At 57.4% G+C, this 18935-nt stretch carries 17 protein-coding genes; 3 read left to right on the forward strand and 14 right to left on the reverse strand.

Annotated elements, in window-relative coordinates; translation table 11 throughout:
- Positions 1 to 23 precede the first annotated feature (23 nt).
- From CU100_RS22860 to CU100_RS22870, 3 genes are all read right to left on the reverse strand, one after another.
- Positions 24 to 683, reverse strand: a complete 660-nt coding sequence (locus CU100_RS22860) for a calcium-binding protein (RefSeq protein WP_106718932.1) — start codon at positions 681 to 683, stop codon at positions 24 to 26.
- A 289-nt stretch (positions 684 to 972) separates the two neighbouring features.
- Positions 973 to 2391: an HlyD family type I secretion periplasmic adaptor subunit gene (locus CU100_RS22865; RefSeq protein ID WP_106718933.1), complete on the reverse strand. Its 1419-nt coding sequence runs from the start codon at positions 2389 to 2391 to the stop codon at positions 973 to 975.
- Positions 2388 to 4157, reverse strand: coding sequence for a type I secretion system permease/ATPase (locus tag CU100_RS22870; RefSeq protein WP_106718934.1), 1770 nt, complete (start codon positions 4155 to 4157; stop codon positions 2388 to 2390). Before CU100_RS22870 ends, CU100_RS22865 begins: the two co-directional genes overlap by 4 nt.
- Positions 4158 to 4355: 198 nt before the next feature.
- On the opposite strand from CU100_RS22870, the gene CU100_RS22875 reads away from it, so the two are divergent.
- Both CU100_RS22875 and CU100_RS22880 read left to right on the forward strand, forming a co-directional pair.
- Positions 4356 to 4925 carry a MarR family transcriptional regulator gene (locus CU100_RS22875; protein WP_106718989.1) on the forward strand — a complete coding sequence of 190 codons (570 nt, stop codon included), beginning with the start codon at positions 4356 to 4358 and terminating at the stop codon, positions 4923 to 4925.
- A 47-nt stretch (positions 4926 to 4972) separates the two neighbouring features.
- The gene (locus tag CU100_RS22880) at positions 4973 to 6193 is read left to right on the forward strand and encodes a glycosyltransferase family 4 protein (RefSeq protein WP_106718935.1); all 1221 of its coding nucleotides are present in this window, start codon (positions 4973 to 4975) and stop codon (positions 6191 to 6193) included.
- 4 nt (positions 6194 to 6197) lie between these two features.
- Here the strand turns inward: CU100_RS22880 and CU100_RS22885 are convergent, their stop codons facing one another.
- From CU100_RS22885 to CU100_RS22925, 9 genes are all read right to left on the reverse strand, one after another.
- Positions 6198 to 7355: a type IV secretion system protein gene (locus tag CU100_RS22885; RefSeq protein ID WP_170113936.1), complete on the reverse strand. Its 1158-nt coding sequence runs from the start codon at positions 7353 to 7355 to the stop codon at positions 6198 to 6200.
- Between the two features lie 195 nt (positions 7356 to 7550).
- The gene (locus tag CU100_RS22890) at positions 7551 to 9983 is read right to left on the reverse strand and encodes a VirB4 family type IV secretion system protein (RefSeq protein ID WP_106718937.1); all 2433 of its coding nucleotides are present in this window, start codon (positions 9981 to 9983) and stop codon (positions 7551 to 7553) included.
- Positions 9980 to 10270 (reverse strand): type IV secretion system protein VirB3, encoded by a 291-nt coding sequence (locus tag CU100_RS22895; protein WP_106718938.1) that lies wholly within the window; start codon positions 10268 to 10270, stop codon positions 9980 to 9982. The genes CU100_RS22890 and CU100_RS22895 overlap by 4 nt, the downstream gene beginning before the upstream one ends.
- Before the next feature lie 3 nt (positions 10271 to 10273).
- Positions 10274 to 10573, reverse strand: coding sequence for a TrbC/VirB2 family protein (locus tag CU100_RS22900; protein WP_106718939.1), 300 nt, complete (start codon positions 10571 to 10573; stop codon positions 10274 to 10276).
- A 4-nt stretch (positions 10574 to 10577) separates the two neighbouring features.
- Complete coding sequence (locus CU100_RS27520) at positions 10578 to 11258, reverse strand: lytic transglycosylase domain-containing protein (RefSeq protein ID WP_106718940.1); 681 nt, start codon at positions 11256 to 11258, stop codon at positions 10578 to 10580.
- On the reverse strand, positions 11255 to 12370 hold the full coding sequence (virB11, locus tag CU100_RS22910) for a P-type DNA transfer ATPase VirB11 (RefSeq protein WP_106718941.1): 1116 nt from the start codon (positions 12368 to 12370) through the stop codon (positions 11255 to 11257). Before virB11 ends, CU100_RS27520 begins: the two co-directional genes overlap by 4 nt.
- Complete coding sequence (gene virB10, locus CU100_RS22915; protein ID WP_106718942.1) at positions 12367 to 13731, reverse strand: type IV secretion system protein VirB10; 1365 nt, start codon at positions 13729 to 13731, stop codon at positions 12367 to 12369. Before virB10 ends, virB11 begins: the two co-directional genes overlap by 4 nt.
- 3 nt (positions 13732 to 13734) lie before the next feature.
- The gene (gene virB9, locus CU100_RS22920) at positions 13735 to 14544 is read right to left on the reverse strand and encodes a P-type conjugative transfer protein VirB9 (RefSeq protein WP_245419204.1); all 810 of its coding nucleotides are present in this window, start codon (positions 14542 to 14544) and stop codon (positions 13735 to 13737) included.
- The gene (locus CU100_RS22925; RefSeq protein ID WP_106718991.1) at positions 14541 to 15254 is read right to left on the reverse strand and encodes a virB8 family protein; all 714 of its coding nucleotides are present in this window, start codon (positions 15252 to 15254) and stop codon (positions 14541 to 14543) included. The genes virB9 and CU100_RS22925 overlap by 4 nt, the downstream gene beginning before the upstream one ends.
- A gap of 396 nt (positions 15255 to 15650) precedes the next feature.
- Between CU100_RS22925 and CU100_RS22930 the strand changes: the two genes are divergently transcribed.
- The gene (locus CU100_RS22930) at positions 15651 to 16910 is read left to right on the forward strand and encodes an adenylate/guanylate cyclase domain-containing protein (RefSeq protein WP_106718943.1); all 1260 of its coding nucleotides are present in this window, start codon (positions 15651 to 15653) and stop codon (positions 16908 to 16910) included.
- A 64-nt stretch (positions 16911 to 16974) separates the two neighbouring features.
- On the opposite strand, the gene CU100_RS22935 is transcribed toward CU100_RS22930, so the two are convergent.
- The gene (locus CU100_RS22935) at positions 16975 to 18033 is read right to left on the reverse strand and encodes a D-TA family PLP-dependent enzyme (protein ID WP_170113925.1); all 1059 of its coding nucleotides are present in this window, start codon (positions 18031 to 18033) and stop codon (positions 16975 to 16977) included.
- A 2-nt stretch (positions 18034 to 18035) separates the two neighbouring features.
- Entirely contained in the window at positions 18036 to 18935 is a 900-nt protein-coding gene (locus tag CU100_RS22940; protein ID WP_170113937.1) for a MurR/RpiR family transcriptional regulator, read from the reverse strand.

The following is an 18935-nucleotide window of genomic DNA, read 5'->3' on the forward strand; positions in this document are numbered from 1 at the left end:
GCAGGGCACGCCTTGGTTTGCTATCAATGAACGACGAAATAGTCGCCTGGGTTTGTCGTGACATCGTCGGCATCGACGCCCACGAGGGTGACGGAATCTCCATGACCGAGATCGACGACGACATTGTCGCCAACCTGGGTGATACGAGACGCAAGGTCGTCAGCCGAATGGATGTCCTGCCCGTTGATACCATTGGATATCTGAAGGACGTCTTCACCAGGAGTAAAGTCCAGTACGAGGTCATTGCCCCCGCCACCGGTGAACAGGAATACGTCACTGCCTGCACCGCCGATGAGCGTGTCGTCGCCGGCACCGCCGAAGAGAGCGTCATTGCCGGCACCACCGGTAAGAACATCGTTGCCGGAGTCGCCAAACAAGACGTCTGAACCGGCACCGCCGGTAAGAACGTCGTCGCCGCGACCACCGAAGAGAACGTCATTCCCGTCGTTCCCGCTCAGTACGTCGTTCCCATTGTCGCCGAACAGGATATCTGTTCCAGCGCCGCCGAAAATGGAATCATTTCCATTGCCGCCGAACAACAGGTCGTCGCCGTCATCACCAAATATCGAATCATTTCCGTTCGAGCCAAAAACGACATCGTCACCGCCATTGGCGTGGATGAAGTCGTCAAAACGCGAGCCAAACAAAACGTCGTCGTAGGCGCCGCCTTCTAAAGTGGCCATCTGCTTCTCCTTCTGTCCTGCTTTGAGTCTACAAATTGCCGGAAAGTTCCGACGATTGATGCCTTACCGATTGTGCGCTGCACCAAATCGAAATGCAACCTAGACTAAGAATATAAATCTGGCAATCCATAGTAAAAAATTATTACGTGCATGTATTGTGACATTTATATTAAGATCATATAATTGGGTTTTAAAAGAAAAGTACTTTCTTAATGGTTTTATATTGCAGGTAAATTACTTCAAAATTCCAAATATCTCGCATTATTGTGCAGTGCGGCCCCAAACTCGATCAATCCTCCCTGAAAGCACGGTTGAAGCTGTCGGATATCGGGGAAATCAGATACTCTATCGCCTTGCGGGGCTTATGCACGATCAGCACTTCTGCCGGCATCCCCGGGTAGAGCTTGATCGACGGATTCGATGCCAGCGATTGCGGAGCGATTTCCGCACGTGCAACGAAGTAGGCCGTGTCATTTTTTTCATCGATGACCTGATCGGCGGCCACATACGTAACCTTGCCATCAAGGGGCGACAACGAACGCTGGTTATAGGCGGTCAGGCGAACCTGCACTGGTGAACTGACTGCAACGCCGTCGATATCGCGCGGGCTGATTTTCATCTCTACGACGAGGGGCTCGTTCTCGGGTACGATGTCGAGTATGGCCTCGCCAGCCGCCACCACGCCGCCAGGTGTACGCAAACGGATATTGGCGACGATTCCGGCCTGCGGAGATCGTATCTCCACGCGCCGCATCACATCCTTGGCCGCGACGATGCGTTCTTCCGTATCGGCCAATTCGACCTGGCTCGTGGTGATTTCTCCAGCAATTTCCGACTGCAAATCGCTTTCGATGCCGAGGAGCGAAAACTCGGCGCCTGCCTTGGCCTGTTCGGCCTTCGCCTTGTCCCCCGCATATTCACCGCGAGTTCCGGCTAGTTCGCTCAATCTCGTGTCGATCTCCGTCAACTTCGACTTTTGCGCGAAGCCCTTCTTCACAAGGCCGGCAATCGCCTCCCGTTGTTCGGTTATGAGTTCGATCTGCCGGTCCGTCGCTGCGATTTGGGCGTCCGATGATTTCGCCTGCTCGGTATATTGCTCGATAGTCTTCTTCTGTATCTCGATGCGGCTCATTTTCTGGGCGTATCGCTTGTCGAAGAAGATTTCTTCTGCCTTCATGGCACTCTCGGCCGAGATGTCGCCCATTTCCCCGAAGCTTTTCGGAAAGGCGATTTCCGTTGCTCCTGCCTGCTCGGTACGAAGCCGCGCCAGTTTTGCGATCAGACCAACCCGGCGGCTTTGCAGGGATTGCAGTTCGGACCGCGCCCTGGTGTCGTCGAGCCGCACGAGTGGTTGGCCGACTTTTACCTCATCCCCCTCCTGAACCAGCAGGCGGTCCAGAATCCCGCCCTCCAGATGGCTCACGGTCTTTCTCTTCGAATCAACGATCACCGTCCCAAGTGAAACGGCAGCGCTACCGAGCTCAGCCGAATAGGCCCATCCGAAAAACCCTCCGAATGCGATAAGGACCGTCGAGGCACCCGCGATGATCAGCTTGCGCAGGGGCGATCGTCCATCCTCCTGTTCGAGGTCCGTCACCCATTCCGGCCGAACCGCCCCAAACCCGGTAGGCAGATAGTCGCCCGCCGCGGCGGCGCGTGGTGCCAGCAAATGAGGGGAAGGTTTCAGTGAATTTCTCTCGCCGGTCATGATGCTGTTGCTCCCACCTTCGGACCGGACGGAGTGATTGACGAAACGACGTCGGTGCGTGGACCAAATTGGGTGATCCGCCCATCTTCCAAAACGAGCAATTTGTCCGCCACTTGCATGATCGTCGGCCGATGGGCGATCATCACCACGATGGCTCCATCGTCCCGGGCCTGTTCGATCGCACGCATCAGCGCCCGCTCGCCGACCGCGTCGAGATTGGCATTTGGCTCATCGAGAACAATCAGGCGAGGGCGGTTATAAAGGCATCGGGCAAGACCGATCCGTTGGCGCTGCCCCCCGGAAAGCGTCAACTTCCCGTCGCCCACCTGTGTATCATAACCAAGCGGCAGACGACCGATCATCTCATGCACATCTGCAAGACGCGCTGCCTCCAGCACCCGGTGCGGGTCGCTGTCGCCCATGCGTGCGATATTATCCTGTATCGTACCTTCGAGGAGTGCCACTGACTGCGGCAGATAACCGGCAATCTCGCCAAACGAACCGCGCTCCCATAGATAGACATTGTTGCCATCGAGAAACACACCGCCCGAGGTCGGCTTGACGATGCCGATCATGAGCCGCGCCAATGTCGACTTGCCGGCGGCGGAAGGCCCGACGATTCCGAGAACTTCGCCCGGCGACAGGCTGAAGGAGATGCCTTTGATAATCGGCATTTCCACACCCGGAGCTGCGTAGACCAGCCGGTCGATGATCAGGTCGCCATGGGGCCTCGGTGTGGGCATCGTCTGGCGCACGGCCAGATTTTGCGCAAGCAAAGCCTGGATGCGCTGCCAGTTGCCAACTGCGCTCACCCACTGACGCCAGGTTTCGACGACATGGTCGAAGGGCATCAGGAGACGGCCGACGATAATACTGGTGGCGATCATCGCCCCGGGAGATATCTCCTGTTGCATGGCAAGCAGGGTTCCGGCGCCGAGCGTCGCAACCTGGATCATGAATCGCAGTGTGCGCGCTATCGACGCCATGGCACGGCTGCGGGTACCACCTAAATCGAGCAGTTCCAGCGCATTCATCTGAAGACCGCGCCATCGCCTCGCCAACGCAGGCAACATTCCCATCGCCTCGATCGCCTCGGCATGCCGCAGCGTTGCTCCGATCTTAGAAATCGCTTCGATATTGGCCCGATTGGCATCCTTGAGCAGACTGCGGGTCAAGAGATCAGTGATCACTCCGCAACAAACAAGGATGATCACACCAACAACGCCGATAATGCCGAAAACCGGGTGCAGCAGGAAAAGCACGGTGAGAAAAACCGGCGACCAGGCGGCATCGAGGGGGGCGCTCACGGCCGACGAGGTCAGAAACGTACGCAATTCGGTAAGATCGCGAAGCGACTGGGTTGCTTTCGGCAGGCCTTGGTCCACCGACGCCTGGATTGCAGCCGTCAGGACGGGCAAATTTAGCCGGCGCACCAGCGCGCTTCCCATGGCTTGAAAAGAGAGCGCGCGAATGAACTCCAGGATACCGTAGACCAGCAATGCGCCCACCGCCAGCACCGTGAGCATAACCAATGTGTCGGTGCTGCGGCTGTTCAGAACCCTGTCATGCACCTGCAACATGTATAAGGGTACCGTAAGTTGCAAAAGGCTGATACAGAAACTAAGCAATACGGCGTATAGGAGGCCTGACAAAAATACCCGGCGCGCTTTGAAAAGAAGCGATTCCGGCGTCGGCACGCCTCGCGCGGTCGCTTTTTTTGCAACATTGCTCTTGCCATTTGTATCGATTTGACGAGTATCATTCATGTGTAAATTGCCTTGGAAATGACACAGCTGCCAGTTAGCCCCTACGACCTTGGTCTAAGGCCAGAGACTAGTAAAGTAATACTGTGCAGAATGTGACAGAAAAAAGTTTATATGGTGGGGAAAAAGCGAAGGAGAACCTGAAACATACTCGCAACTTACTTCAAATTTTGAAGTAAAATGACCATGGAGATACAGATGATACAGAAACTTCTGCACGAAGGAGTGGAAGTCGAAACATCTTTTGATGGATATCACGCCGCTGATTTTCCTGAGATTACCGCAGAAAAACAGGGACATAGACATCCGGTTCATACGGTGGTCGTGACCCATTTCGAATTAGCTCGAATGATTGAGAGGGTAAATCGTCGATTCGCGAGTCTGCTCAGAACAGAGATGACAAAACTGGGGGTTGAAGACGTCGGCCCGGCGCAGGCGATGGTGCTGATGGCCATCGGCGACGTCGAACTTTCTGTAGGAGAACTCCTCGACCGCGGACACTATGTCGGGTCGAATATCTCATACTATCTGAAACAGCTTGCCGACGGCGGTTACATCGACAGGGTCGCATCCCAACGGGACAAGCGGTCTGCCCGAATCCGGTTGACGGAAAAGGGCGAGCAGCTTTGCGCCAATTTGCGTGATGCTGGCGGGGCATATAATCGTGTTCTCGCCAGGGATGCTGATGATCTCCGAAATCTCGAAATTGCGTTTCAGACTCTGCACAGGCTCGAACTGGTTTGGGGAAATGCCGCACGCTATGGCATTTGATTCCTGTTCGAACAGTGAATTGATGAATCCCGAGAAGGCTTGAACCCATGCATGTGGCCTTTGTTCACAGGCGTGGCTTCGGCCAGTTCGCAGCTTTGGCCGAGCATCTTGCGGCAAACGGACATGATGTCAGCCTTGTTTGCGAAACGGTGGACCGGCGCATCCCGTCGGTCCGCGTCATCTTGCACAGAGTGGAGCCGGGACCCCGGGCCCATACAACTATGGCCAGGCACCTTGGTATTCCCGATCACCATGTCCGCATTGGACATCGTGTCGCCGAAACCTTTGATGCGATGGTGCGACATGGCCAACGACCCGACATTGTGATCGGCCACATCGGCTGGGGCAGTATGATGTTCGTCAAGGACGTTCTGCCGCAAGTACCGGCGATCGGATATTGTGAATTCTTCTACAAAGCAGAAGGTGCGGACGTGGGATTCGCGCCGGAGGATATTCCGGATTTGGAAACGCGCAAGCGATTGCGGCTGCGCAACGTTGCGCAGCTTCTCTCGCTGGAAGCGATCGACGGCGGGATCAGCCCCACGCGCTGGCAGAAGAGCCTCTACCCGCCATCAGCCCAGAGCAGGATCGCCGTCTGTCATGAGGGCGTGGACACGCAAAGATTTCGCCCCGACCGCAATGCATCACTGAAACTGCCCGACGGCCGTGTACTAAAGGCCGGCGATCCACCGATCATCACCTTCGTTGCCCGAGATCTCGAACCCTATCGCGGCTTTCCTCAGGCACTCGCAGCCGCCGCAAAGGTCATACATGAGAATCGAGACGCGCTGTTCGTATTCGTCGGGGGCGAAGGCGTCAGTTATGGAACTGCGCCTCCTGGGGGCGGATCATGGAAGGAGGCGCTTCTTCCAACTCTTGATATTCCGCCCGACAGGATTTTGTTTCCGGGAGCCATCTCGCATGATCTCTTGCGCCAGCTTTACCAGATATCGGCGGCACATATTTATCTGACTTATCCCTTCGTCCTTTCGTGGTCGGTCATCGAGGCGATGTCATGTGGCGCTTTGATAATCGGCTCCGATACAGCGCCGGTTCAGGAGATAATCCGATCCGGCACCAATGGCCTTCTCGTGCCCTTCTTCGATAGTGATGCGCTGGCCGAAACCATCCTGCGGGTGCTGCGATCGCCTGACGATTTCCTGCCCTTGCGTATTGCTGCGCGCAAGACGGTCGAGACCCGCTTTCGGTTGGCAGATTGCCTCGCGCGTCAAAAGGCGCTGATCAATTCAGTGGTGAAAGCTGCCTGATCGCCTACCTGTTTCTGCTTTGCCGGTTCATCGCAGCGTTTCTGTCCTGAACCTCGCGCAGGCTGGTCTCACCCGCATGCCCCTGTCCGATTTGCCCCGGCGCCGATGCAAGCGTCGTATTGCCAGCGCTCTTCGCGTCGCGACCCGCCGCCATGGCGCTGATCATATTTCGGCTGGTATTGCTCGCCTGCGACGCGAAGTTCGTAAACCAGTCCTGGCTGCTCGTCGCTATCCGGCCACTGAGGGGCACAATTTGGGTGAGCAGAAAAAATCCTGCCAGGCAGACGAGCACGAAGGGCCCGGCATCCTTCATGGCGGGCATGCTATCCTTCGCAATGCTTAGCATCAGCGCCTTCACCACGTCCTGGATACCGAGATTGTAGAAACTGAGGAAGGTCGCGAGAAAAATTGGTACGAGGATTATCTGGATCGTGCCCGTCAGCCAGCCGGAAAAGTATCGGGATGGTATCTGGAACATCAACAACATGATGAAGAACGGGGCGAGCGCTAACATGACCCACAATGCGATTTTCGCAAACAGCAGGAGAGAAACCGCGTAGCCAACAAACAAGGCTGCCGCGACCCAGATGATTGCTGCCTGCACCGACGAACTCAAGGAGACCGTCAACGGATTGTCCGCGGGGCTTTTTGTTCGTACATTCGCGTTAGATTGTGCCGGGTTTGGCGGGCTGCCTTCCTCCGGAACCGGTTGCGGGAGCGGGGCGACTGACGCAAGCGCAGCCTGTTCGATCTTGGCCGACGCCGTCAGTGCGAAACCGTAGATGGCGTTGAGGTCCGCCGCGAGCGTGCCAATTCCCATGGCCTTGCCGCTGCGCGGATTGACGATATGATTGAGCATGACGGAACTCACCATATAAGGCGCGTTCGTGAGAAGTCCGTAGAGTGCGACCTGAAAAGGTCCCCAAGCTGTGACGAGCGAGAAGATGATCGCGATACGGACGAGCTTGAACACCATGCCGACGAGCGTTTCACCGCGTCCCTGCCAGAACCGGAACCCCCAAAAGATCAGGTAAAGCGTAAATAGCCCGGCCATGACGGGTGTGAGATAGTAGGCAAAGACGCCATATGTCGCAGCCGTAAAATTCGTACCCAGGCTGTCGATGTTTCCCGACAGTGCGGCGATGGAATTAGCTCCGTCCACTGGATACTCCCGATTGCGATGGCGGCTGATTGATGACGTCGAACGCGCCGTTGACGGGCCGAAGCGGCCCGCAATCCGGAGCAGCATAGGACGAAGCCGATGCGGGCAAATCGCAAGGCGTCTTCAGTTTATGGCCGCCCACGCACGCCGCACACAAGGCAGCGGCGAAAAGCGCTGCGCCAACGGGAAGGACTCTCACAATTTCTCTCCTTGCCCGCGAAATACCGGCAACCATTGTTTGGGATCATCACCCAGCTTTTCACGCAAGGCGGTCAATTCCTGGATTGTCTCGGCGCGGCCGGACAATATCTTGAGGAGATCGTCCATGCCGTTGAGACGAAGTCTCGCAATCACCGATTCCTGACCGTGCTTGATCAGGAAGGATCGACTTGCCGGGTCAGTCGTCTTGATCCATTCGACCTCGCGCGATGAAAGACCTAGCCCCGCGCCATGGCTCTGCAAATCGGCGCGCGGGTTGGGAAAGAACATATGCGTCGCGCTCTGCTCGATGAGCGTATTGGCAATCTGTGAGTTTACGATGTCCGATGCGCTCTGGGTGCCGAAGCCGATAATGCCGTTGAACTTGCGGATCGTCTTCATCTTGTCGCGGATGAAGGTGGCAAAGACCGGATCTTCCAGGAGCCGCCAGCCTTCATCCAGAAAGATCAGAATTGGGCTGCCATCGAGCAATTCATCCAGCCTATGGAAAACGTACATGAGCGCAGCGCTGCGGGTGAGGGGGTCGTCGAGAATCTTCGTCATGTCAAATCCGCAAACGTCCGACCATGTGAAGCGATCCTGCGGATTGTTGAAAAGCCAGCCGAGTTGATTCGGCTGCAGCCATTTGTCGAACCGTGCCAGAAGGTCATCGTCACCCGCTCGGATTCGACCGCGCAGCAGGGTGGCAAAGGACGGCAGCGAACGCCCCTCCAGCGCTGTCGACATGATCTGGCTGATTGCGGCGCGGATAACTCCCTCCTCGCTGGCGGGCAGAGGCAGACCGTCCGGGCGGCGAAGCATGAGCGAGAACAGCTGAAACAGAAATTCGCGATTGCCTGGTACATCTGGTAGCGAAAGGGGATTGAATCCCGTTGGGGAACCCGGTTGCAGCACCTCATAATTGCCACCGAGCGCGCGAATGAATATTTCGCCGCCGCGATCCTTGTCAAAGAAGATGCAGCGCGGCCTGGGTTTTACGCGCTGCGATTGCGCCATAAGAAAGGACAGCGCTACGGTCTTCCCCGAACCTGACGGCCCGATCATGGTGAAATTGCCAAGATCACGAACGTGAAAGTTAAAGAAGTATGCGCTTTGGCTGGTGGTCTCGAGCAAGGAAATCGGGGTACCCCAGTGCGTGCCTTTCTGCTGGCCGCTGGGAAAATTATGTAACGAGAGAAACCCCGCAAAGTTCTTCGACGAGATCATAGCCGAACGGGCGATGTAGGAGAAATTGCCGGGCAATTGCGCCCAGAATGCAGCCTCGCAATTCAGATCCTCGCGCACATGGATGATCGATTGATCGGTGAGCGTCGCGCCGACGGAGCGGATGCACTGGTCGAGTTCCGGTTTGTCGTCGCCGAGGCACATCACGGACAGATGATGTTCCCCATAGATGGAACGTGAGCTCAAGAGTTCATCGCGGGCGCTTGCAAGCTGGCTTCCGACTATGGATCCCGCTTCATCGGCCATGGAGACTTGCCGGTAGACCCGCTCCATCTGATTTTGCGCAACGGGCTTGTCGATGATGGAAAAACTCTGGCTGACGACGAACTCGTGCGGCACTTTCAGCAACCCGTCCAGGAGGAGAGGGCCTGTGTACGACGGATATTCACGCACCGAAAGCATCGCGCCAAGACGGGAATCCTGTGGCGGCGTCGCGCCGACGAACTCGATCGCATTGCGTCCGAAATGCAGCCGCTTCATTGCCAGCGCGCCGTCGAGCGGCATGCGCGGCAATCGCATGGCGACAGGCTCTAACCCATTGAGTATCTGCACCAGAAACTCCAGCGGCTCCGAAAAGTAATTGTGCGGCTCCGGCTGCCGAATTCCGAGAATGCGGGCCTGATAGTCCTGCAGAACCTCACGCACGCCGAGAACGGCGTCGTGCAGTTCGCGTAGTTCCTCCGCTTCGCCCTGCCGCGCGCCCTTCGCATGATCCTTGGTGCCGCGACCGGCGAAGACGCTTCGAATGAGATTGTCGATGAGCCCAACCTGGCCGCGTAGCGGCCTGCGCACAATCGTGATGTACATGTCATTGACGAACATGCGCCGCTCTTCGAGCTGCTTCATATACCGGCGGTTGAGTTCAGCAGCGAACTCATTGTCGAATTCTCCACCGAGCTTCGGTTGCAGCCGCCGCCGTATCATGTGTCCGTAGACCGCATAGCGGCTGCTGCCCAGCGAACGAAGGATCGTATTGCGCCCCTCGAGCTTGCCGTTGATCTGTGCCATGTCGGCCGTTTCGAAACAAAACCCGTCCAGCTTGATGACACTCAGCAGCAATCCATCTTTGGTTCGCAACACGGTGTCGTCCACATGTCGGGCGTAGGGGACGTGCGCGGCAACGGAACGTTCCCTTTTGGCCTGGGAGCCGAAGCGCATCTCCTTGCGCACAAGCGGGGACATCATGCCCGATCTCCCGGCGCATAGCTCTTCACACCCCACAACGCCTTGGACTGCGGTGCGCCCTTGACCCGCAGAATATTGAAAATCTGCTTGTCCCGGAGCGTCAGAAAATAACCGAAGCTGTGAATGGGAAGGATCAGAAACAGAGTGAACAGGCTCTTGGTCGCCAGAAAGACAACCGCAGTCACGACCATGTTGAACATGGCGTACATGTAGGGCACGCCGAACATGGTTGGTGCGCTGGTCAAGGCTTTGACCAGGGGTGTCAGGTCGGGCGCATCCTCGGCCATGAACTAGTTGCCCAGCGCAGTCTGGAAAAAGGCAACAATCTGCGTCGAGCCGAAGACGAGCACGATGCCCATGATCACCGATCCGGCGATACCCCAGGTAAAGCGCCCGGACCAAGCCAGAAAACCACAGCTGATGACCGCGAGAATCGCGAGCATGGATGCAATCGGACCAGTGAGAACGCTGATCAGTGTCTGGAGCACGGACTGAACGGGCTGAAGGCCTGACTGCGCCGAGGCCTCGTTCGCGAAAATGGTGCAAGGCAGTACGACGAATGCTTTGAAAATTGCAGATCGAAAGTTCATAGAATTACTCCACATGAAGGACAAATCCCTGGGACCATGCCTCGGGCGTTTCACCTTGAGGCTTTTCTTGTGTGTTTGGTTGTGCCGCCGGGCGTGACTTGACAACCGGCACTTGCAGCGGCTTCCAGCCGTTCAGGTCGGTGAGAATGGCGGACACGTAACGCACTGTTTCCGGATAGAGGGGTACGCCCCGGCTCTGGTCGACCGCGCCTTCTCCAGCGTTGTAGGCGGCCAGCACATAAAGCAGGTTCTGGTATCTTTTTTGCAGCAACCGCAGATATCGGATGCCGCCGCGCACATTGTCTTCGGGATCGCAGATATCGACTTCGAAGCGTTTCGCCGTGCCCGGCATCAATTGCATCAAGCCGACCGCGCCGGCGCTTGAAAGACTGCTCATGCGAAATCCGCTCTCCTGCCGGGCAATGGCGAGAACCAGATCACTGTCGAAACGCTCTTCTACGGCAACTTTGCGGACGATCGCTTCGCCTTGGGCTGCATCGATCGGCGCAGCAAGGTTACAGGTAACCGGGGCTGGTTGTGCCTTCGGGCTGCCTTGGCTCTTGTCTGCATTGTCCTCGATCACCGTGACTTTCAAAGGTTCATCGTCAGTGGCAGCATGCCCCAAGTTGCAAACGGCAAACCCGAATGCAATTGCCACGACTGCTGACACAACACGCCTGTTCATTGGTTTCGCCCCATCGAGGCAATGCCCCCCTCCGGAAATCGAATTGGATCATTGCTCTTGAGCACGGCAGCCGGCTGCCACTTCGCGCGAACAAAGGGATCGTAGAAGATTTCCGTCACAGCGCCGGGACGGCCATCACGCCGGCCGATCTGGATGACCAGCGGAAGCGTCGTACGCAGCGTTTCGATGATCTCGTTCCTGCTTAATCCGAGCCCGCCACCAGCGCCGCTTTGCATGATGAGGAGCGCCAGCCGCGTGTACGCATCGCGGGGAGAATTCGCATGCACTGTCGAGAGGGAGCCCGGATGGCCGGTATTGATCGCCTGCAGAAAGTCCAGCGCCTCGCCGCCTCGGACTTCCCCGAGCAACAGGCGGTCAGGACGCATGCGCAGGGATGCTTCGACAAGGTGACGCGGCTCGATGCGAGCGATATTCTGGTTGCCGCGCGTTGCGATCAGACGCACGTGATTTGCCTGCTGGGGCGTGAGTTCCGGAGTATCCTCAATTGTAATCAGTCGCTCGTGCGGCGGGATCTCCAGCATCAGCGCATTGAGAAAAGTGGTCTTCCCGGACCCGGTCCCGCCGGAAACCATGATGGATACCCGGCGCCGCACGGCTTGGCGCAAAAACGTCCAGATATCCCCCTCGGCGAGCAAGTTGCACAGATCACTTTCGTCGTCTGTAAACTCAGGCGAACCATCCGTTACGACAGCAGAGTCGAGCGCCCCTGAAGCGGCGTAGTCGGAAAGGAGAAGCCTCCGCGCGACTTGCCGGCGGATGACGATGGCGCCGCCCTGCGGAGCCGCCGGTGGCAGCACCACCTGAACACGTGCTCCATTGGGGAGCGCGGCCGACAATAGCGGCTCTTCGTCGTTGACGAACTGGTGGCTGGCGGCTGCAACACGTTCCGCCATGAAGCGGATACGTTCGGCGGTCAACTCGGCCAGTTCATGGCGCACCATCGCCGCACCCGAGCTTCCGCCTGCATGTTCGACAAACACGGCGCCCGGCTCGTTGATGCATATCTCGACGACGTCAGGCGCCTCGAGAAAACGCCGCAATGGCGCGAACGCCAGGTCGATCAAGGAGGAAAGGGGCGCTGCAAGGCTCACGGCGTACCCCCCTTGTAGAACGGTTGCGTACTACCATCGCCAACATCCCAGCCGCGCCCCTTCTTCAGTTCCTTGAGCTTCTGCAGGACAGGATCGGGATAATGATCGGAGAAATCGAGATCGCGGCGCACGAAAATCGATACGGGTGTTCCCTGATCGATTGTAATCGTTGGCGGAATGTTGATCTGCGCCTTGAGCGCTTCCTGGGCAAGCTGCGTAAAACTCTGGGCGGCCAGCGCAGCGCCTTGCATCGCCAGATCCTTGGCCCGGTTCTTGGCCTCGTTGTCCTCAGGATAAGTGGTGCTGTAAGTTATCTTACCAGTCGCTATGTCGGTCGTCGTCGTTTGGGTAGGTCTTGTGTCGGTCGTCTTGCGCATACCAGTAGCCGCCATCAACTGCGTACCGGCGCTGATAATGCTGAGCACACCCGCGGCGCCAAATCGTTTCAGATAGTGGTTGTTGACATCTCCCGCAGATCCCGACCGCCCCAGTTCGTCTGTGCCAATCGAACCGAGATTCATGCTGATGCCGTCCGCGCGCAGGAGCCGCGTCCAGACGATGAATGCTCGTGTTTGCCCCTGTGCAATGCCGGCATTGTATTCGCCGATCATGCGTGAAGCTGCCGGGATGAGAATTCTACGACCATCGAAAGACCAGATGTCTTCCGTAGTCACCGCCCGCACCATGCCCGGCAAATCCGTCTGAACGGCAGTTTCGAGAACCCCGCGAATCATCGTCCCCTGTGGGACAAGCGCATCGATGCGCTTTGTCTGCTCGGCCTTGGCGACCTCGACCGGTTTGTTTGCCATGGCAGACAGGAACTGCCCGTTGGGATTGGCGTCCTGGAATGTCCCGGCCGCTTTCTCGGCATCCGTCGGCGGCTTTGGCTGCTCACCCGGGACTTCGTCGGTTTGACCGCTCTCGGTCACCACCATCGGCGATCGGTATCGCTCCCACTTTTTTTCGTCAGTCTCCGATTCGCGGGCGAGACGCTCGGCTTCCGCCATTCGCCGCGCTTCTTCCTCCGCTTCCAGGCGCGCACGTCGGGCAGCGGCATCGAGTTCGTCTTGCGAAGGCCCCGCCGCTGGCGTCGGCTCCGGTTCGGGAACGGGTTCTTTTTCGACGGGTGGAACGACCAGTTGCACATTACCTACGGGAGGGACAAAATTATCGTCGCCAGTGTCGGCGTTTTCAGGCGTGGACGGGCGTTGGAGCCAGAAGGGCATCGCCAGGAGCGGCAGACAGACCAAAGCGAACAGCAGGATGAGTGCCGCTCTGCTCAACCCGCGTTTTGGCTCCGCAAGTTTCGACCGTGCAGCCTCTTCGAGTTCCACATTCAGATGGTAATCAGGATCTGGCATCGCTCACCTCATCCTGTTTTCGGCAGGGCGGGAAGAAGCTGCAGCAACGGCGACGCCGGCTTTCAGATTAAAGAGGCAAAGCGCATAGTCGGCGCGCCTCAACATCCACTGCTTGGCGATCTTGTCGACGACGATGTAATCTCCCTCGCGGCGGAAATTGGCGAGTATCTCGCGCTTGCCACCCTCCACGATGAAAATAGCCGGTATGTCACCCTCGAAGCGAAACCAGGTCTTCACCCCGTCATCGAACGCATTTTTGGGTTTAAGTTCCCCGTCGCCCCGAAAGCTGTAATTGGTGTTCGTGTCCTGAAATTGGAAATTGTCGCGGTTAGGCTCGGAGACGAGCCGCTGTGCTTCTGCCAGGAGCTTCACGTCGGCTTCTTCATCGGGATAGCGGAACTTGACCATGTAGGTCTGGTCGCCCTCAGATTCCGCGTGTGCCCGCAGAATGAACGTATAAACGTGTTTATCGCTGACTACGTTCATGTTCGTTGTCGTCTTCGCTTCGACCGGTTTCAGGAATATTATATTGCCGCGTTTGTTGGGCTCGATTTTCCAGGAAAGACTGTCGCCGACTGCCACCGTCTCGATCTTCTCGGCATCGCCGAGCACGATCATCGTTGAAACGCCATGGCTTGCGTCGACCGAGACGACATTGGCCGAATTATAGATGACAGTGCGGACGCGCGGATCGGCAGCCCCGCGTCGCGGCGCTACTTCCGCGATAGCATGGATCGCCCCGCCCATGAGGCTGAAACCCACCAGTGCAGCGCCCATAAAGAGCCTGGCCCACCGCAAGCGCCGCCCGATCATTGCTGATCACCATTGCCGGAAACGCTTTCCTGATCACGTCGATAGTCGACGATCTGGAACCCAAGCGGATTGTCGAAACGCCATTCATTGGTCATCGGCTCGCGCGTATAACGAAAGTGCATCAGCGCGACCCAGTGCTCGTCCGGCCCGCTATCTCTTCCTATGCGTTGCGTGGAGAACCTTACGATCGCAGTGCGGCCGTTCGGAACTTGGACGGACTTGATATTCGGAATAACGCGTGTGGCGCTGCCAAAACGGTTGACGGGGTTGGCAGGGTTGGACTGGCCATAGAAATTTAGGAAATCGCGTGCCGCATCGCCGGTAGACAGCATCTGCGCCATATCGAAATTGTCCTGTACCGCCGAAGGATCGTAGGTCTCTCGCGCGCGGATGTACCGCACGACATTCATCTTCGTGACCGCCTCGGTCTGGGTCAGGTCGCCCTCCGCCAGCGGCCGCTTGATTTCCATGAAACCGGTCGTCTTGTCCACTTCGATGACATAGGGCTCGTAGCTCTTCAGGGGCAGAAGCAAGGCAAGGCAAGCCATGGCTGTGGCTGCGAGAACTGCACCGACTGCTGCAACGATCCAGGCGAGGGCACGGGAACGCTTGACCGAACGGATGACATCGTTTTCCCAGCGGATGGCCTCGCTGAAATAACGCGCATCCGGGCTGCTTTCTCCGTGATTGCCTTCCTCGCGCACACTCATGAAAAGCGGCTGGAAAAAAACGGGGCACACGCACGTAACGCTTCAAATACTCGACTCAAAATCATTCGCCTAATCAATCTGGAAAATTTTGAAATGTGTTCACGTTCAAACAGTTATAAAAATCGGGCAGGCTCGAAAAATGGCCCTGAATAAGGACCCTACGACATAATTCGAGTATTGAGTTGATCTATTTGTGTCAATGAGACTAAAGTAGGATCAAACCCCGGGCAAGACGCTGCCAAATCCGGATTTTTTCGCGGAATACAATAGCTTAGGTTGTATCTTTGCAGCCAAACTCCACCATCGAAAGAATTGAAAAATTGCTTCTGTCCACAATGGCTTGTCCTCGTCGAGCACTTGTGGTGACCGTGCCTGATGAGCAATGTGAGCGCTGTAATGAATGAAGCCGATATCGCCGATATAGAAACGTGGCTCGACGTCCAGGGCCTTTCGGGCGCCTCCGAGATGGACTTGATAAATGGGTTCTGTGCGCGATGTCTCGCTGCGGGTATAAAGCTTGAGCGCGCAAGCGCATTCGTCGATACGCTCCATCCGATCTATGAGGGCAGGGCGTTTCCCTGGCGCAGGGACGGCGAAGTTGAAAAGCCCATCATCGAATACGGGTCTTCGCAGCAGGGTGAGAGCGCGGACAATTGGCAAAATTCGACTTTCTACCACCTCCTGCAGGTGGGCGAGGACGAAATGCGGCTGCGCCTGCACGAGCATGAAGAGCCCAGATTCCGTCACCTCAGCAGTCTGAAGAGCGAGGGCTGCACCGATTATCTGGCCTTCATGAACCGTTTCTCCAGCGAGGGAAGCATAGGCGAGATGGACTGCTTCTACTCCCAGTGGTCGACAGCACATCCCGAAGGTTTCAGCGACCACGAGATCTCCGTTCTCAGACGGCTGGTGCGCGGTCTCGGCCTCGCGATCAAATGTGCGTCGCTTACGCGGATCGTGAAAACATTGGCGGATGTGTATCTTGGCCGGGATGCCGCCAAGCGTGTCCTTGCGGGACGCATCAATAGAGGTTCGGCCGAACGCATCGAAGCGGTGCTCTGGTATTCGGATCTGAGGGACTACACGCGCATATCCGAGGCAGCGGCACCAGACGCGATCATTCCCATGCTGAACGATTATGCGGAGGCCGTTATTTCCTCGGTTCAGGAAGCCGGCGGCGACGTGTTGAAGCTGATTGGCGACGGCATACTCGCAATTTTCACCGAAGGTGATTCTTCAGCAGCCGCGACGGCCGCCTTGAGAGCGCAGATGCACCTGCGCAAACGACTTGTGGCGCTCAACCAGGCGCGGGAAACCGATGGGGCGCCAGCGACCGACGTCTATCTCGGCGTTCACATAGGCGAAGTTTTCTACGGCAATATCGGCAGCGATACGCGGCTCGACTTTACCGTTGTCGGCCCGGCGGTAAATGAGGTCAGCCGTATCGCGTCCATGTGCAGGTCGGTCGATCAGGATGTCCTTTTGTCGGATCACTTCGCTGCGGCCCTGCCTGCCGAACTCCGGGCAAAGCTGGTGTCAGTCGGCCGCTTCGCACTTCGCGGCGTGGGAAGGGCACAGGAACTGTTCACTATAGACCCTGTCATTCTCGAGAAATACAGGGCTGCCGGCCGGGCGGAGCAGGCTACCTCACGATAGCGCGTTCCAGATCCACGCCGGCAGGCCCGCTCCTTCTGGTCTCATTCCCGCTTGAGCAAGCGTCTCAATCGACCCGCCCGCGCGCTGCGACAGGTGCAATTTGGACAACCTCGTCGCCCGAGATCAAGACGACCTCGTCGAAGAGATTGGTCACCACGCAGGCGTGATTGGGGATGACGCGTATCCGGTCCCCGATCTGCGGCTTGATTTCGCAGGCGGAGAGATCGATCGCGCCATGTTCCTCGCTCAAGGAGGTGATCACTGCATCCGGATAGTCCACGATGTGCCCAAAGCCGTCCATGCCGAACGTGTCGCTGCTAAGTGCCTTTGAGCCCGCATCCATGATCGCACGATTATCCTTGGGACGGCTGACCACAGTGGCGAGCACAGTCAGCGCGCAGTCGTCGAAGGTGCCAACGCCCTTGGCCACTTGAAAGCGATCCATGTAGATGTAGGTGCCGGGGCGATGTTCCGTGGCGCTTGGGACCTCGTGTGCCCGCCACATGTCCGGTGAACCACCATTGGAAATGACGCGAGGGTGAAGTCCGGCAGCGATCGCATTCTCCTTTGCTGCCGACAGGAAGGCTTGGTTTTCTGCAACTGCACCCGATTTTGGGTAGGTCATGAAGCCCGCGAAGAGCAGCCCTGGGGAAGCGGCGATGGACTTGGCCAGCGCAACCGCTTCGTCAGGCGTCTGCACTCCGCAACGCCCCATTCCCGTATCGCATTCCACCAGAACCGTGAGCGGTGCCGCTGCGTTCTTGAACGCTTCGGAAAGGCCTCGGACAGTGAATTCACTGTCTGCCGTCACGGCGAGTTCGACACGCTCGTTCAACGCCAGGAGCCTGTCGAGTTTCGTCTTTCCAATAATGTTGTAGGGAAGAAAAATATTTGTAAGACCGGCGTCGGCCATGACTTCTGCTTCGCCCAGCTTCTGGCAGGTGATGCCGACAGCACCAAGTTCAAGCTGCCGCTTGGCGAAAAGCGGCAGCTTGTGCGTCTTTATGTGCGGGCGTACGGCTATGTTATGAACGTCCGCGTAGGTCTGAAAGCGCCGCATATTCTCCTCGGCGCGATCGACGTCGATCAGAACAGCCGGTGTGTCGATTTCGGACAGCTTCAATTTCAATCTCCAAGCGGAAGGTTCGGTGCATCGATCTTGTGCATGCCCTGAAGGTTCTTGATGCGGCGCATCCGCTCCACCGCGGGAGCGCCGATTTTCTTCGCAATAGTCATCGCCAGCATATCGGTCAAGGCAAGCAAGGCATAGCGCGCCGGCGATGGCCGGTAAACGTCTGTACCTTCCTCTATGTGGAGTGGCAGGACGAGTTCGGCCGCACATGCCAACGAGGAACCCGGCGCGGTGAGCGCTATGGTTCTGGCGCCGTAGCGTCCCGCAATCGCCACGGCTTCAATCAGTGGCTGGATTTCGCCTGAAAGCGAAAACGCCACGATGACGGTACGTTCGTCGCTGGCAGCCGCGGTCATCTGCTGCATCTCGCCGTCAATATATGACGCCGCCGGGACTCCAAGCCGGAAAAGCCGGTTTTCCAGTTCAGTCGCGGCCATGGATGATGCGCCGCCTGATCCATAGGCACGAACCATGCGGGCGCGAGCGATGAGGCAGGCCGAACGTTCCAGAATATCCAGGTCCACCAGACCGCATACTGTTTGAACTGCATCGACGGCACTGCTCGCGATGATGGAAGGAATGCCAGTTTCATTGCCCTGCGCTGGCTCCGGCACGATATAGCGCCCTGCAATCGCCAATGATTGCGCCAGTTTCACCTTGAACTCGCGCGTGCCTTCAAACCCGAGCATACGGCAGAATCTTGTTATCGTAGGCTCGCTGACGCCAGCTTTCTGCGCCAGTTTGTCGATCGCCGCATGTGTTGCGAATTCGGCATCGGCAAGTATGGCCGCGGCAACCTGGCTGTCGGAATTCTTGCCCGTCTCGGCAATTTCCCGCAAGCGGGCGATTATGTCGAAATGGGGCTGCATGATCTGTTCGCGGGAACCCGGCAT

This window comes from Phyllobacterium endophyticum, from assembly GCF_003010935.1.
In the GTDB taxonomy this organism is placed as follows: Bacteria; Pseudomonadota; Alphaproteobacteria; order Rhizobiales; family Rhizobiaceae; genus Phyllobacterium; species Phyllobacterium endophyticum.